Source organism: Pontivivens ytuae (assembly GCF_015679265.1).
Classification (GTDB): Bacteria; Pseudomonadota; Alphaproteobacteria; order Rhodobacterales; family Rhodobacteraceae; genus Pontivivens; species Pontivivens ytuae.
The window spans coordinates 3,348,406-3,362,854 of sequence record NZ_CP064942.1 but is presented as its reverse complement, the minus strand read 5'-3'; the positions used below and the strand labels follow the sequence as shown (position 1 = coordinate 3,362,854).

Annotated in this window: 11 protein-coding genes; 5 read left to right on the top strand and 6 right to left on the bottom strand. The window is 68.2% G+C overall.

The window, feature by feature from the left end:
- The first annotated feature begins 10 nt into the window (after positions 1-10).
- Both I0K15_RS16690 and I0K15_RS16685 read left to right on the top strand, forming a co-directional pair.
- Positions 11-1,240, top strand: coding sequence for an MFS transporter (locus tag I0K15_RS16690; protein WP_196102613.1), 1,230 nt, complete (start codon positions 11-13; stop codon positions 1,238-1,240).
- Positions 1,237-1,908 carry a hypothetical protein gene (locus I0K15_RS16685; protein ID WP_196102612.1) on the top strand — a complete coding sequence of 224 codons (672 nt, stop codon included), beginning with the start codon at positions 1,237-1,239 and terminating at the stop codon, positions 1,906-1,908. Before I0K15_RS16690 ends, I0K15_RS16685 begins: the two co-directional genes overlap by 4 nt.
- On the opposite strand, the gene I0K15_RS16680 is transcribed toward I0K15_RS16685, so the two are convergent.
- The 4 genes from I0K15_RS16680 to cysS form a co-directional block, all read right to left on the bottom strand.
- Complete coding sequence (locus I0K15_RS16680) at positions 1,892-2,704, bottom strand: phytoene/squalene synthase family protein (protein WP_196102611.1); 813 nt, start codon at positions 2,702-2,704, stop codon at positions 1,892-1,894. The genes I0K15_RS16685 and I0K15_RS16680 overlap by 17 nt on opposite strands.
- Positions 2,701-3,435, bottom strand: a complete 735-nt coding sequence (locus I0K15_RS16675; protein ID WP_196102610.1) for a class I SAM-dependent methyltransferase — start codon at positions 3,433-3,435, stop codon at positions 2,701-2,703. The genes I0K15_RS16680 and I0K15_RS16675 overlap by 4 nt, the downstream gene beginning before the upstream one ends.
- A 45-nt stretch (positions 3,436-3,480) precedes the next feature.
- On the bottom strand, positions 3,481-5,106 hold the full coding sequence (gene cimA / locus I0K15_RS16670) for a citramalate synthase (RefSeq protein WP_196102609.1): 1,626 nt from the start codon (positions 5,104-5,106) through the stop codon (positions 3,481-3,483).
- A gap of 247 nt (positions 5,107-5,353) precedes the next feature.
- Complete coding sequence (cysS, locus tag I0K15_RS16665; RefSeq protein ID WP_196102608.1) at positions 5,354-6,718, bottom strand: cysteine--tRNA ligase; 1,365 nt, start codon at positions 6,716-6,718, stop codon at positions 5,354-5,356.
- A gap of 208 nt (positions 6,719-6,926) precedes the next feature.
- Here cysS and I0K15_RS16660 point away from each other — a divergent pair, with 208 nt between their 5' ends.
- Entirely contained in the window at positions 6,927-8,090 is a 1,164-nt protein-coding gene (locus I0K15_RS16660; RefSeq protein WP_196102607.1) for a pyridoxal phosphate-dependent aminotransferase, read from the top strand.
- Positions 8,091-8,636: 546 nt separating this feature from the next.
- Here I0K15_RS16660 and I0K15_RS16655 read toward each other — a convergent pair.
- Positions 8,637-9,875 (bottom strand): DEAD/DEAH box helicase, encoded by a 1,239-nt coding sequence (locus I0K15_RS16655; protein WP_196105508.1) that lies wholly within the window; start codon positions 9,873-9,875, stop codon positions 8,637-8,639.
- A gap of 299 nt (positions 9,876-10,174) precedes the next feature.
- Between I0K15_RS16655 and I0K15_RS16650 the strand changes: the two genes are divergently transcribed.
- Both I0K15_RS16650 and I0K15_RS16645 read left to right on the top strand, forming a co-directional pair.
- Positions 10,175-11,263 (top strand): Mrp/NBP35 family ATP-binding protein, encoded by a 1,089-nt coding sequence (locus tag I0K15_RS16650; RefSeq protein ID WP_196102606.1) that lies wholly within the window; start codon positions 10,175-10,177, stop codon positions 11,261-11,263.
- 110 nt (positions 11,264-11,373) lie between these two features.
- Positions 11,374-13,074, top strand: a complete 1,701-nt coding sequence (locus I0K15_RS16645; protein ID WP_196102605.1) for an ATP-binding protein — start codon at positions 11,374-11,376, stop codon at positions 13,072-13,074.
- A gap of 45 nt (positions 13,075-13,119) precedes the next feature.
- Here I0K15_RS16645 and I0K15_RS16640 read toward each other — a convergent pair whose 3' ends face one another.
- A complete protein-coding gene (locus tag I0K15_RS16640; protein WP_196102604.1) occupies positions 13,120-14,397 on the bottom strand; it encodes an alkaline phosphatase in 1,278 nt (425 codons plus the stop codon).
- Positions 14,398-14,449: the final 52 nt, after the last annotated feature.

Sequence of the window (14,449 nt, the reverse complement as noted above, 5' to 3'; positions counted from 1 at the left end):
GAACGTCGGCATGACCCAAGCCGAAGCCTTTGTCGATGATAGCCGCGCCCTGCGCAATGTCGGTGTTCTGGTCGCGGCGCAAGGCGTGATGGGTGCGCAGATGCCGATCAGCTTCGTGCTGGGCGGCCTCGCCGGGCAGATGCTGGCGGAGAACAAGCTCTACGCCACGCTTCCCATTTCCATGATCGTCCTCGTGTCGATGTTCGCGGCGCCCGTCCTGTCCTCGCTGATGGGCCGCTACGGGCGGCGCGCGGGCTTCCTGATCGGCGTGATCGCGGGCGCGATAGGTGCTGCGATCAGCGTCTGGGCACTGGTGGAGGCGAACTTCACCGCGCTGCTGATCGGCCACGCAATGACCGGCATCTACATGGCGGCGCAAGGGTTTTATCGCTTCGCCGCCACGGACACGGCGAGCGAAGCACTGCGGCCCAAGGCGATTTCCTGGGTGCTGGCGGGGGGACTGATCTCCGCCGTGCTGGGGCCGCAGCTCGTGATCTTCTTCGGCGACGCGTTCCTGCCCTACCCCTTCGTCGGCGGCTACGTGGCGATCATCGCGCTGAACCTGATCGGCATTCCGCTGCTCCTGATGCTCGACATCCCCTGCCCGCCGCGCCGCGCGAAGGGTGCGCCGAGCGGCAGGCCCCTGCGTGAGATCGTGGCCCAGCCGCGGGTCTACACCGCGATCATCTGCGCCATGGTCTCCTACGCGCTGATGAACCTGATGATGACCTCGACCCCGCTCGCGGTCGTCGGCTGCGGCTTCCCGACGGAGACGGCGGCGAGCGTTGTGCAGTTCCACGTGCTGGCCATGTTCGCGCCGAGCTTCTTCACCGGGCATCTCATCGCCCGCTTCGGGGCGGAGAAGGTGATCGCCGCGGGCCTCACCCTGCTCCTCGCCGCGGGGATCGTGGCGCTGTCGGGGGTGGAGCTGACGCAGTTCTACACGGCACTCATTCTGCTCGGTCTCGGCTGGAACTTCGGCTTCATCGGGGCGACGGCGATGCTGGGCGGCGGGCACACGCCGGAGGAACGCTCGAAGGTGCAGGGCTTCAACGACTTCCTCGTCTTCGGCATGGTCGCGGTGGCGAGCTTCGCCTCGGGCGGGCTGATGAACGGGCTTGGCGCGGGCGACGTGCTCCTGGGCTGGACGGCGGTGAACGTGGCGATGGTGCCGTTCCTGCTGCTGGCGGGCGGTGTGCTGCTGCTCTTCGTGCTGCGCAAGGACCGGCTCGCCGCATGATTTTCACCCGCGCTGCGGTCTCCGACACGATGGCGGAGTGGGTGGAGGAGGAATTCACCCGGCTCGACACCCTCTTCGGCTACGGCCGCGACCGGCCGCTGATCGAGCCCACCCGCGCCTTCTTCGACGTGCCCAAGGGTCAGGACGAGGCCACGGCCCGCGCGATCTTCGATACCGTTGCGGGGCATTTGCGGATAGATGCGTCCGGCGTCACACTCATTCGTCAGCCCGAGCAGTTCGAGATCCCGTCGGCTCACTATCACGAGATGGCGAACCCATCCGGGACATACGTGCATGACGAGGACGACCCGATCATAACTTATGATCCCGATATCATGCAGACGCGGATCACGTTAATCGATCTGCTGGCCCACGAGTTGTCGCACTTCATGCTGGCCCAACACAGTCTGGATCTGATGGCTGACGAGCCGCTTACAGACCTTCTCCCCACTTGGGCAGGGTTCGGAGTGTTCCAGTTGCAGAGTAGGAGCGATATGGGCGCTACTGGCTACCTTGCCGCCCCGACCCGCGCCTACGCGCTCGCCCTCTTCCTGCACCGTCGGGGCGAGGGACCGGCGACGGCGGAGCGCCACCTCGACAGCTGGTCGCGCAAGCAGCTTCGCCGCGCGATCCGGCAGGTGGAGCGGCGCGCTACCAGCGCCCCGTGAAGGTCCGGACGAGGAGGCTGCCTTTGCGCCGGAATTCGGAGGCCGCAAGCCCGTCGAAGATCGCCTCGGGCGCCTCCACCAAGCGGGCCAGCATCCGGTCCGCCTGCCACGCTGCGCGCAGGGCCGGATAGGCCGCCGCATCGACCTTCTGTCGCCGCGCGGCGGACAGCCGCGTCCGCGCCTCCTCCGCCACCTGCTTCATGGCGCGCGCCACGGCCTCCGGCATCTGCCGATCGAGTACCGCCTGCCGGTCCAACCCGCCTTCCACCGGGAGCGGATCGCGCCCGGCGGACCACAGCACCGGCAGGGCTGCGAGCAGGCCCGCAGCGCCCTGCGCCCAGCCGGCCTCCCGCGCGACAGGGGCCGCGTCGGGCGCACCAAGTGCTCGCACCGCCAGTTCCATCAGCCCGCCGCCGGTCGCCGCGAGGTAGGCGTCGAACCCCGCCCGCCCCGGATGGCCGTCATCGTAGATGTCGAAAGCCCGCGCATCGATCAGCGCGTCGAAGAGCGGCCGCGGCAGGCGCGTGGCCCCGATGATCTCGCCGAGCGGCAGCACGACCTCGTGCCGCCGCGGCGTCGCCCCCTCGTAGAGCTCGCCCACCGCGTCGCGCCACCATTGCAGTCGGATCTCGGCGAGGCCCGCCTCGCTCGTCACCCAGGGCGCGCGCGCGACCTCCAGGTTGAAGGCGTAGAGCGGGAAGAGCCGCGCCCGCCCCTCCAGCGGCGCGGTCATGGCCGAGAGGTATCGGTCGGGATCGCCACGCTCGACCAGCTCCGCGCAGTCCTGCCAGCTCATGCAGGCTCCACGACGAAGACGCCGTAGGCATAGGCGGAGCCCCAGCGGCGGAAGAGCGCGACCTCCTGCTCGGCACCCTCCAGCACCTGGCGCAGGGTCTCGTCGGCATCGGGGCGCAGGGCCTCGGCCCGCGCGCCCAAGGGGCCGAGATAGTTGTCCCAGTCGCTCTTGGGCTGCACATAGTCGGCCACGGTGCGAAAGCCCGCGCGCGCCACCTTCTCCCGCACGCCGGCGCGGTTGGTCATGGCGGGGTACTCCATCCAAAAGATCTCGGCCTCCTCGGGCCGCTCCTTCACGATCCAGATCGCGTCGGAGAACGCGATCCGCCCGCCCGGCGCCAGAAGCGGCCGCCAGCGCCGCAGGCCCTCCTCGATGCCGAGGAAGTAGAGCGCGCTCTCGCACAGAATGAGGTCGAGCGAGCCCTCCTCGAACCCCGCATCGCCCATGTCGGCGACCCGCGTCTCCAGCCGATCCGCCAACCCCGCCGCGTGGGCCCGTTGCTCCAGTGTCTGCAGGTAGGGCGCGTGCAGGTCCACCGCCGTCACCTGCGCCTCGGGCAGCGCGCGCAGGGCAACCAGGGAAGCGGCCCCCGGGCCGCAGCCCATATCAGCCATGCGCACCGGTCCGCTCACCCCGGTCTCGCCCAGGGTGCGCAGCGTCGTCTCGTCGGAGCCCGGCCCCTCGCGCAGCAATCCCTGGTGCAGGCGGAAGATCGGATTGGTCTCGCTCACCGCCTTCTCCTTCGTCAAATATCCCCGCCGGAGGCCTCCGACGGGTCAGGCAGATGCACCGTCCCGGATCAGCTTCCAGACCACTGCGTCGCTCAGCGCCTGGAAACTCGCGTCCACGATATTTGGGGAGACCCCGACCGTGGACCAACGCCGCCCCGCCCCGTCCTCGCTGTCGATCAGCACGCGGGTCACGGCCTCGGTCCCGCCATTGGTGATGCGCACCTTGAAGTCGACGAGCTTCATGTCGTCGATGTAGTCCTGGTAGCGGCCAAGATCGCGGCGCAGCGCGGCCGACAGCGCATGGACCGGCCCCTGGTCCGCCTCGCTCTCGGCAAAGAAGCTGTCGGCGGCCGAGATGATCCGCTCGCCGCCGATCTGCACGACCACCACCGCTTCGGAGACGGTGATGAGCTCGCCCCTCGCATTGCGCCGCTTCTCGACCGTCACGCGGTAGCGTTCGACATCGAAGAACTCCGGCAGTTGGCCGAGGATGCGACGCGCGACCAGCTCGAAGGAACCGCGGGCACTGTCATAGGCGTAGCCCTGATCCTCGCGCCGCTTCACGTCGTCGAGAATGTGCTGCAACCGCGGGTCGCCCTTTTCCACAACGATCCCGGCCTCTTCCAGCCGGTTCCTCAGATTGGACTGGCCGGCCTGGTTGCTCATCGGCACGACACGGGCGTTCCCGACCACCGCGGGGTCGATATGCTCGTAGGTCGTGGGATCCTTGAGGATGGCGGAGGCGTGCAGCCCCGCCTTGTGGGTAAAGGCCGAGGCGCCGACATAGGCCGCATGCCGGTTCGGCACCCGGTTCAGGATGTCGTCGAGCATCCGGCTGATCCGCGTGAGATCCCCCAGCTTCTCCAGCGGAATGCCGGTGTCGAAGCGGCTCGCATAGGGCTCCTTCAGGAGTAGCGTCGGGATCAGCGAGGTGAGGTTGGCGTTGCCGCAGCGCTCACCCAGCCCGTTGAGCGTGCCTTGGATCTGGCGTGCACCGGCATCGACGGCGGCGAGGCTGCCTGCCACCGCGTTCTCCGTATCGTTGTGGGTGTGGATGCCGAGCTTCTCACCCGGCACGCCCGCCGCGATCACCTCGCTTACGATACGCCCGATCTCCTCCGGCAGCGTGCCGCCGTTGGTGTCGCAGAGCACGACCCAGCGGCACCCGGCCTCCAGCGCCTCGTGCAGGCAGGCGAGCGCGTAGTCCGGGTTCGCCTTGTAGCCGTCGAAGAAATGCTCCGCGTCGAACAGCGCCTCCCGGCCCTGGGCGACGAGATGGGCGAAGCTCTCGCGGATGTTCTGCCGGTTCTCGTCGAGCGTGATGCCGAGGGCCGTCTCGACGTGGAAATCGTGGGTTTTGCCGACGAGGCAGACGGCCGGGGTGTTCGCGTTCAGAACGGCCGCCAGCACCTCGTCATTGCCTGCCGAGCGCCCGGCCCGCTTGGTCATGCCGAAGGCGGTGAAGGTGGCGGTGTCGAGTTGCGGCGCACTGTCGAAGAAATCGCTGTCGGTGGGGTTCGCACCGGGCCAGCCGCCCTCGACATAGGCAAGGCCGAGTTCATCGAGCGCCGCCGCGATCCGCCGCTTGTCCTCCAGCGAGAAGTCCACGCCATGGGTCTGCTGCCCGTCACGGAGGGTGGTGTCGAAGAGCGAGAGAGGTTCGCGGGTCATTGGGCGTCATCCGAACCGAAGTGAGAAGGGTGGCGCCCGCACCGCGGGGCACGGCGCGAATGCGCCCGCCCCGGGGGGGCGGTGCGGGCGCCACCCGGCGTGCCGCCGGGAGAAGTCTCAACTGAACAGCTTCGCACGAAGCGTCGCGCCCGGCCCGAGGGGGGCGCAATCGCGCCCGCCTGGGGGGCGGGTCGGGCGCGACGCGGGCTGCTCGCCCGCAGGACATCCGAGCAGAGAGCCAAGCCCGTCATTTCAACGCCTCCAGCTTGGCCGGATCGAAGTCAGGGGTCAGTTCCCAGACGGCGCCATCGGGCGTGTCCTTCACAACCACACCTGCCGCCACGAACCCGTCCCGGATCGCATCCGCGCGTGCGAAGTCTTTTGCAGCGCGCGCATCGGCCCGTGCCGCGATCAGCGCCATGATCGACGCCGCGACCTCGTCAGACGCCTCCGGTTCCGCGGCCCATTCGCCAATCCCGTCACCCAGCAGACCAAGCACGGATGCACCAGTCAGCAATTCCGCCGGGTCCGCCAAAGCGTGCAATGCCGCAATCGCCCGCGGGGTGTTCAGGTCATCCGCAAGCGCTTCCAGAACGGACGCGGGCACGGCGGCGGAGGGCTCGATGCCCTCCGTCGCCGTTCGCCACTTCCGCAGCACCGTCTCCGCCTCCTCCGCTGCCCGTGCCGTCCAGTCGATCGGCTGGCGGTAGTGCGTGGACAGGAGCACGAAGCGGATCACCTCGCCAGGGATGCCCTGATCCAGCAGGTCCTTCACGGTGAAGAAGTTGCCGAGGCTCTTCGACATCTTCTCGCCCTCGACCTGCAGGAAGCCATTGTGCATCCAGATCGAGGCCATCTCCGCCCCGTTGGCGCAACGGCTCTGCGCCGCCTCGTTCTCGTGGTGCGGGAAGGCGAGGTCGATGCCGCCGCCGTGGATGTCGAAGCGCTCGCCCAGGATCTCGCGCGACATGGCGGAGCACTCGATGTGCCAGCCGGGGCGGCCACGGCCCCAGGGGCTTTCCCATCCCGGCTCGTCGCCCGAGGACGGCTTCCAGAGGACGAAGTCCATCGGGTCGCGCTTGTAAGGTGCCACCTCGACCCGCGCCCCGGCGATCATGTCGTCGAGATTGCGGTGCGAGAGCGAGCCGTAATCCGGATCGCTCTTCACGTCGAAGAGCACGTGGCCCTCGGCAGCGTAGGCGTTACCCTTCGCGATCAGGTCCTCGATCATCGCGACCATGCCGCCGATGCTCTCCGTCGCACGGGGCATGTGGGTGGGCTTCAGCGTGCCGAGAGCGGCCATATCCTCCAGATACCACCCGATCGTCTCGTCGGTGATGTCGCGGATCGGGCGCCCGGTCTCGGCGGCGCGGGCGTTGATCTTGTCGTCCACGTCCGTGAAGTTCCGCACGTAAGTCACGGCCTCCGAACCATAAACATGGCGCAGCAGGCGGTAGAGCACGTCGAAGACCACCACGGGCCGGGCATTGCCGATATGCGCGCGGTCATAGACCGTCGGCCCGCAGACATACATACCGACCTCGCCCGGTTTCACGGGGTTGAGGAGCTGCTTCTGCTTCGTCTTGGTGTCGTAGAGCCGGATCTCGGTCATGGCCTTGAGCCTTCGCGCACAGGGGTTGGCCGCGCGGGCTTAGCAGGTCGGATGAGGAGAGAAAACGACGAAACCGCGCGGACGATATGTCAGCGGGTAATGCAGCACCGAATGTCGATCAGCATCGTCATGTTCCAGAGCATACGCGCATTCGGTTGGCGCGCAAGGGTCTTGCGCCGCGGGTGGCGAGAGGCCAAGGCTTGCGGCCATGAAGCTCTCCTCCCGCATCCGCGCCATCCCCTCGCCCGCCGGCAACGCCTGGGCGATCTACGAGCGCGCCCATGTGCTCAAGGCGCAGGGCGTGGACGTGACCATGCTGACCATCGGCGACCACGACCACGTGACGCCCGAGCCGATCATCGCGGAGATGGCCCGTTCGGCGCGGGGCGGGCATACGGGCTACGCCGCCCTGCCCGGCACGGCCGAGCTGCGCCGGGCTATTGCCGCGCGGGCCGGGGAGGGTGTGGGGCCTCAGAATGTCTTCGTGACGCCCGGCGGGCAGTTCGCGCTGTTCTGCGCGCTGATAGCGATGCTCGATCCCGGTGACCGGGCGGCGATCGTGGATCCCTACTACGCGACCTATCCGCTGACCGTGCGCTCCGCTGGGGGCGAGGCGGTGATCGCGCGGGCGGATCCCGAGCGCGGCTTCCAGCCGGATCTCGCCGACCTGGCGGACAAGCTGCAGGGGGCGCGGGCGCTACTGATCAACTCGCCCAACAATCCGACGGGTGCTGTCTATTCTCGGGAGACGATGGAAGGGATCGCCTCGCTCTGCCGTGCGCACGACGTCTGGCTGATCTCCGATGAGGTCTACGACACGCAGGTCTGGGAGGGGGAGCATCTCTCGCCCCGCACCCTGCCCGGCATGGCGGAGCGGACGGTCGTGATCGGTTCGGTGTCGAAGAGCCACGTGATGACCGGTTTCCGCCTCGGTTGGATGGTGGCGCCGGAGGAGATGGTGAGGGCGATCTGGGAGCTCGGCGTCTCCACCACCTACGGCGTGCCGGGCTTCGTGCAGGATGCGGCGCTTTACGCGCTGGAGTACGGGGCCCAGATCGAGGCGGAGGTGACGGCGCTCTACCGGCGCCGCCGCGACCTCGCGGTCGAGGCGCTGCGCGGCGCGAACGGTCTGCGGCTCTCGGCACCGCAAGGGGCGATGTACGTGATGCTCGACATCCGCGCGACGGGGCTGAGCGGCGTTGCCTTCGCGGAGCGGCTGCTGGAGGAGCACCACATCGCCGTGATGCCCGGCGAAGGTTTCGGCGAGGCGGCGGCAGGGCATCTGCGTGTGTCGCTGACGCTGGAGGACGACCGGCTGGTCGAGGCCTTACAGGTGCTGGCTGCCTTTGCGGGGGAGTTGGCGCGGGGGTGAGGTTGTGGTGTGGCCTGTATGGCTGCGTCATCCTCGGGCGTGACCCGAAGATCTCCCAACGCCAGAGATGGTCGGGCTGAAACTGAATATGATACCCTCAGCACAGTTCCGACCGGAGCACCCGGATCACTAGGACTGAGACGCTTCATAAAAGGCTCCCGAACAGGTCCGGATCGGCATCACACAGAACTCATACCCCGCCCGGCTGATAGGCCGGGCCGCGCCCGACCTCCCCACGGAGGGCGCGTTGATGATGTCGTTCATCGAAGGAGCGACATGGATGCTTGAAAGCGCGGACGTATCAACACTGTCCCGAAAGCGCCCTCCAGGTAGGGCGCGGCCCTCGTTTCTTTTTGTTTTGCGTTGAGCACGTCGGGTGGCGATTTCAAATCGCACGCGTCGCATCGCTGATAAAGACACCGCTGCGCTCAAAAAGGTCCCGGCGCCTCGGCCGGGACGGTGGTTTCCGGTTGGAACCGCTCCGGACCTGATCCGTGGCCTTTTGGTACAGGCGGCTCGGTCCGAGCCGCCTGCCCCAGCTTCCGATCAGGCCGCCTTCGAGCGGGGCGGGCCGCGGCGGCGGCGCCGGCGGGGGCGGCCCTGTTCGCCGTCCTTGCGCGGGGCGCCGTTCGCGGCCTTGCGCGGGCCGCGCGGCTGGCGGTGTGCCGCCGGGCCGTCGGGGTGGAGCACCTCGCCGGTGATCTTTTCGACCGCGCGCAGCTTCTTCTCCTCATCCGGGGCACAGAGCGTCACCGCCACGCCATCCGCGCCGTTCCGCGCGGTTCGGCCGATGCGGTGGACGTAGTTCTCGGGCTCGTCGGGCAGGTCGTAGTTCACCACGTGGGTGATGCCCTTCACGTCGATGCCGCGCGCCGCGATGTCGGTGGCCACCAGCACCCGGACTTTGCCGAGCTTGAAGGCCCCTAGAGCGCGCTGCCGCGCGTTCTGCGCCTTGTTGCCGTGGATCGCGTCGGCGGCCACGCCGTCCTTCACGAGGTTGGCTGCCACACGGTCCGCGCCCCGCTTGGTGCGGGCGAAGACGATGGCGCGCTCGACACCCGGGCCACTGACGATCTCGGCGAGGCGGGCGCGCTTCTTCGGCCCGTCCATCAGTTCGACCGACTGCTCGACCTTGCCCGCGACCGTGGACTGGGGCGCGACCTCGACACGCACCGGATCGGTGAGGAAGGTCTCGACGAGGCCCGAGATCTCGGACGGCATGGTGGCGGAGAAGAGCGCGGACTGCCGCCGCGGGTGCAACATGGAGACGATGCGCTTGACCGGCTTCACGAAGCCCATGTCGAGCATCCGGTCGGCCTCGTCCAGCACCACGAAGCGCACCTCGTCGAGGCGCACCTTGCGATCGTCCACGAGGTCCGTCAGCCGGCCCGGCGTCGCGATCAGCACGTCCACGCCGCGCGAGAGCATGCGGATCTGCCCGCCGCGCGAGGTGCCGCCGAGCACCAGGCAGGTGGAGATGCGCGCCCCGCCGGCGAAGCGGCGGAACTCATCCTGGATCTGCACGGCGAGCTCCCGCGTCGGCGCGAGGATCAGCGCACGCGCGGTGCCGGGCGTCGGACGGCCCTTCATGCCGAGGATATGGTGCAGGATCGGCAGTGCGAAGGCCGCCGTCTTGCCGGTGCCCGTCTGCGCGAGGCCGAGGATGTCGCGGCCCTCGAGCTGTGGCCCGATGGCCTGCGCCTGGATCGGGGTCGGCGTCTCGAAGCCCGCCCGCGCGAGCGCGTCGGTGATCGGCTTGGCAAGGCCAAAGCCGGCAAATGTCATGGTCGTCAAAGGAATATCCCGTTGCCGCGTGACGCGGCCTGTCGGCGGGCCGGGCGCAACCGGGCTGCCGGAAAACTTGGGCGATGTTCGGGTCAGGCCCGTGAGGGCTTGGCGCGCTGCGCCATCGCATCGATCGGTTCCCGTGGAACCGACCCACGGCACGGGGCATCGCCCCGCTCTACGGTTGGACGCGGCATAGGGCACCAGAGCCGGAAACACAAGGGGATGGGGGTTGCTCCGCCCCCGTGGATAACCGACATAAGCCCTTAACCTTCCGTCACTCCCGACCGTGAGATCCGATGAGCCCTACCCGCGATACCGTCCTCCAGGCCCTGTCCACCGTGCGCGATGCCGCCGGTTCCTCCGATGTCGTCGCCGCCGATCGCGTGCGCGCGCTGAACGTGGAGGGCGGGACGGTGCGCTTCATCCTCGAGATGCCCGCCGACGTGGCAGCGCAGGCCGAGCCCGTGCGAAAAGCCGCAGAGGAAGCGGTGAAGGCGCTCGACGGGGTGGAGACGGTCTCGGTCCTCTTGACGGCCCATTCGGCGCAGCCCGGCGGCGCGGTGAAGACGCCGCCGCCGAGCCTCAAGGTCGGCCGTCACCCGACGCCGCAGGCCGGGCCGCAGCCGGTCGCGGGCGTCAAGCGGATCATCGCGATCGCCTCCGGCAAGGGCGGCGTGGGGAAATCCACCGTGTCCTCGAACCTCGCGGTGGCGCTGGCGGCGGAGGGAAAGCGCGTCGGCCTGCTCGACGCGGATGTCTACGGGCCGAGCCAGCCGCGGATGCTGGGCGTGTCGGGGCGGCCGGCCTCTCCGGACGGGAAGATCATCCTGCCGCTGCGCGCCCACGGCGTGACGGTCATGTCCATCGGCTTCATGCTGAAGGAGGAGGAGGCCGTGGTTTGGCGCGGCCCGATGCTGATGGGCGCGCTGCAGCAGTTCCTCGGCCAGGTGCAGTGGGGCGAACTCGACGTGCTGCTCGTCGATCTGCCGCCGGGCACGGGCGACGTGCAGCTCACGCTCGCGCAGAAGGCGGACCTGACGGGCGCCATCGTCGTGAGCACCCCGCAGGACATCGCGCTGCTCGACGCCCGTAAAGCCTTAGACATGTTCGACAAGACAAAGACGCCGGTACTTGGCATGATCGAAAACATGTCTACGTTCAGATGCCCCAAATGCGGCGAAGAGACCCACATCTTCGGGCATGGAGGAGCCCGGGCCGAAGCAACGAAGCTGGATTTACCTTTTCTTGGCGAAATCCCGCTGAATATGGAGATCCGCACGGCGGGCGATGGCGGCGCGCCCATCGTCGCCGCGCGGCCCGACAGCGCGGAGGCCGGTGTGTTCCGGTCCATCGCACGCCGATTGATCGATGGGGGGCTCATCTAGGGCGGGTGCCTCTACAACCCAAAGTTGCCTCAGCAGTGATCGTTTGTCGCCGTACTCCCGCCCCAATTGAAAACGACGTTCCGGTTGTCGAATAAGGGGTGTGACGGACATTGGCAGAGGCTGACACGACTTCGGGGTATGAGAGCGGGCGCGCCGATTTCGCGCGCCGGATCCTCGTTCTGGCCTCCATCACGATCTCGATCAGCACCTCCGTGCTGTCGCTCATGCTGGTCTTTGCCCTCGGGCAGCCGCAGGCGATGGTGCTCAACGTCCTGATCGCCTCGCTCGCTTATCTCGCCGTTCCGCTCCTGTTCCGCCTCGGCTTCAAGCTGGAACTGGTGCGCGACGTCTTCTTCGCGCTGAGCTTCGTGACGATCTTCCTGATGTCGCTGAGCCCGGATGAGGGGGTCGCGTTCGGCTTCGTCAGCTACCTGCCGATCTTCATCTGCATCGCGGGGATGCTCTACCAACGGTCGGGCATCATCATCCTCGCACTGCTGTCCGTGGGCCTCGTCGGTGGCATCGCCATCGTCGACCTGATGCGCCTGCCGGTGGAGCGGGTGATGGACAGCCCCGGCTCGGTCGCCACGGTCGCGGTGCGCCACGGCATGGCGGTCGTCTTCTCTGCCGTGCTGGTCATCGTCGCGATGAGCCTCTTCGAGGACATGCTGGGCCGCCTGCGCGCCGCCCGGGATCATGCCCGTCGCACCAGCGAGTCAAAGACGAGCTTCCTTGCCAACGTCAGCCACGAGGTGCGCACGCCGCTCAACGCGATCCTCGGCATGGCCGAGATCCTGCAGCAGACCGAGCTCGACCCCGATCAGCGCCGCAAGGTGGAGACGATTTCGGAGAGTGGCTCGACGCTCCTCGAGATGCTCAACGACATCCTCGACATTTCCCGGCTCGAAGCGGACCGGATGCCGATCTCGCCCTCGCGGCAGGACGCCTCCGACCTGCTGGCGGGGGTCGAGGGACTGTGGTCGCCGATTGCCGAGGACAAGGGTCTCCAGTTCCTCATCGACTTCGATCCCGACATTCCCGAGGCGATCGAGATCGATCCCCAGCGCTTCCGCCAGTGCATGAACAACCTGCTGTCGAACGCCATCAAGTTCACGCCCGAGGGGCATGTGCGCGTCGCCATGCGCTGGGACGACCGGGCCGGCCAGCCGACCAGGCTGGTGGTCGATGTGCAGGACACCGGCATCGGCATGTCGTCGGATGCCGCGAGCCGGGTCTTCGACCCCTTCAACCAGGCCGACGACACGATCATGGGCTCCTATGGCGGCAGCGGGCTGGGGCTCAGCATCACGCGCCAGTTGGCCCGGATGATGGGCGGCGATCTCGTGTTCAAGAGCGTGCAGAACGAGGGCACGCTCTTCACCCTGACCCTCGGCGTGAAGGCGCTGGAGCCCGAGGCGCCCCGCGCGCCCGCCCCTGCCCCGGTCGCCAACGGCCTGCGCGTTCTGGTGGTCGACGACATCCCGACGAACCTGATGGTCGCCGCGAGCTACATGCGCGCGCTCGGCGCCCAGGTGGACGAGGCGATGAGCGGCGACCAGGCGCTGGAGCTGATGCGCAACCAGGCCTTCGATCTCGTGCTCCTGGACATGCATATGCCGGACACCAACGGCCTCTGGGTGTTGGAGAAGGTGCAGAACCTGCGCCGCAAGGTGCCGCCGATCGTCATGATCACCGCCGGCGCGACCGAGGCGGAGATGGAGCGCGCACGCGCCCTCGGCGCCCGCGACGTGCTGATGAAACCACTGACGCCACGCGTGCTCGAAAGCCTGCTGCGCAGCTACGCCGCCTGAACGCAGAAGTAGCGGGGCCGCGGGCGAGCCACGGCCCCGCGAGCGTTACTGGCCCGGCGTGCCGAACAGCGTGTCGTGCATCAGGCTGTAGACCTCGGTCGAGTCCATCAGCGGCTCCACCCGGTCGCTGTTGAGCCCGGCCGCCCGCACCAGGATGCCGCCCGCCACGTCGTTGTAGCCGACCCAGGCGATGCCGAAATGGTGGGTGTTGCCGTTGGCATCGGGCGCCGTCTCGAACGCATCGCCGAACGCGCCCTGCTGGCCGTGCAGGATGCCGCCGCCGCGGGTCGTCGCCTCCACGGGGCCTTCATCGGTGTTCACGACCTGCAGGCCGCCCGCATCGGAGTCCGCCGCCATCACCAGAAGCGTATCGTCGCGCCCGTCCATGAAGCCGAGGATCTCGCCCACGGCTGCGTCGGCGCGGCCCAGAGCTTCCAGCGTGCCGGCGGCGTTCATGTTGTTGGCGATGTTGTCGGTGCCCTCTTCCTCGATCACGGCGAAGAAGCCGTCCTCGTCGCGGCTGATGATCTCCAGCGCCACGCGGGACATCTCACCGATGGTCGGCGCGCCCTCCATGTAAGTAGGCAGCCCCTCGATGAGATTCCGCTCCCGCTCCTGATCGTTGAAGGTGTGGTTGTGGGCGAAGACGCCGAGCACGCGGTCCACGGTGGAGGTGTCGAGCGCCAGCAGTTCCTCACGGTCATAGACCACGGTGTAGCCCAGCTCCTCCGCCCGCTCGATCAGGTTTACGCCGTCCTCCCGCTCACCGGGGCCGTGGCGGCCTTCGATGCCTGCAGGCAGCAGGAAGCGCTCACCGCCGGCGAGGATCACCTGCGCGCCGGATTCGATCACGTCCGCCGCGATCTCCTGCGTGTTCGAACGGCTCTCGTTGGAGGCGACGAAGACGCCGGTACCGGGCTCGGCGATGTGGCCGGTCTGGACGAGGGCGACGGCCTTACCCGCCTCGATCGCCTCCTGCGCCACCGACATCTGGCGGCCGGAGGCGGCGGTCAGCGGCTCGGTGCCGTTGAGGCCATAGCTGTCGGCGAGCACCTTGATCCCGTAGGCGTGCACGGTCGCGCCGCCATGGCTCGTGCCCGTCACCCGGTCCGCCATGTGGCCGGTGTAGACGCCGATCGCAGGTAGACGGTCCCAGTTGAGCTCACCGTCCGGGCCCACCGTGTGCATCCGGGCCGCGAGCCAATGGTTCACGCCGGTCCCGTCGGGATGGAAGAAGATGACGTTGCCGGTCTCTTGCGCGCTGAGCGGCGTTGTGGCGCACAGGGCCACAATCGCCGTCGCTGCTGCGAAGGTCGTTTTCATGGTTACGATACTCTCTGTTGTGTTTTGTTCAGGTACTGCGGCACCGACCGCC

Excerpts from the sequence above, each read along its gene's own strand:
- I0K15_RS16690 (WP_196102613.1), top strand. The coding sequence starts at position 11 with ATGACCCAAGCCGAAGCCTTTGTCGATGATAGCCGCGCCCTGCGCAAT.
- I0K15_RS16685 (WP_196102612.1), top strand. The coding sequence starts at position 1,237 with ATGATTTTCACCCGCGCTGCGGTCTCCGACACGATGGCGGAGTGGGTG.
- I0K15_RS16680 (WP_196102611.1), bottom strand. The coding sequence starts at position 2,704 with ATGAGCTGGCAGGACTGCGCGGAGCTGGTCGAGCGTGGCGATCCCGAC.
- cimA (WP_196102609.1), bottom strand. The coding sequence starts at position 5,106 with ATGACCCGCGAACCTCTCTCGCTCTTCGACACCACCCTCCGTGACGGG.
- cysS (WP_196102608.1), bottom strand. The coding sequence starts at position 6,718 with ATGACCGAGATCCGGCTCTACGACACCAAGACGAAGCAGAAGCAGCTC.
- I0K15_RS16660 (WP_196102607.1), top strand. The coding sequence starts at position 6,927 with ATGAAGCTCTCCTCCCGCATCCGCGCCATCCCCTCGCCCGCCGGCAAC.
- I0K15_RS16655 (WP_196105508.1), bottom strand. The coding sequence starts at position 9,875 with ATGACATTTGCCGGCTTTGGCCTTGCCAAGCCGATCACCGACGCGCTC.
- I0K15_RS16650 (WP_196102606.1), top strand. The coding sequence starts at position 10,175 with ATGAGCCCTACCCGCGATACCGTCCTCCAGGCCCTGTCCACCGTGCGC.
- I0K15_RS16640 (WP_196102604.1), bottom strand. The coding sequence starts at position 14,397 with ATGAAAACGACCTTCGCAGCAGCGACGGCGATTGTGGCCCTGTGCGCC.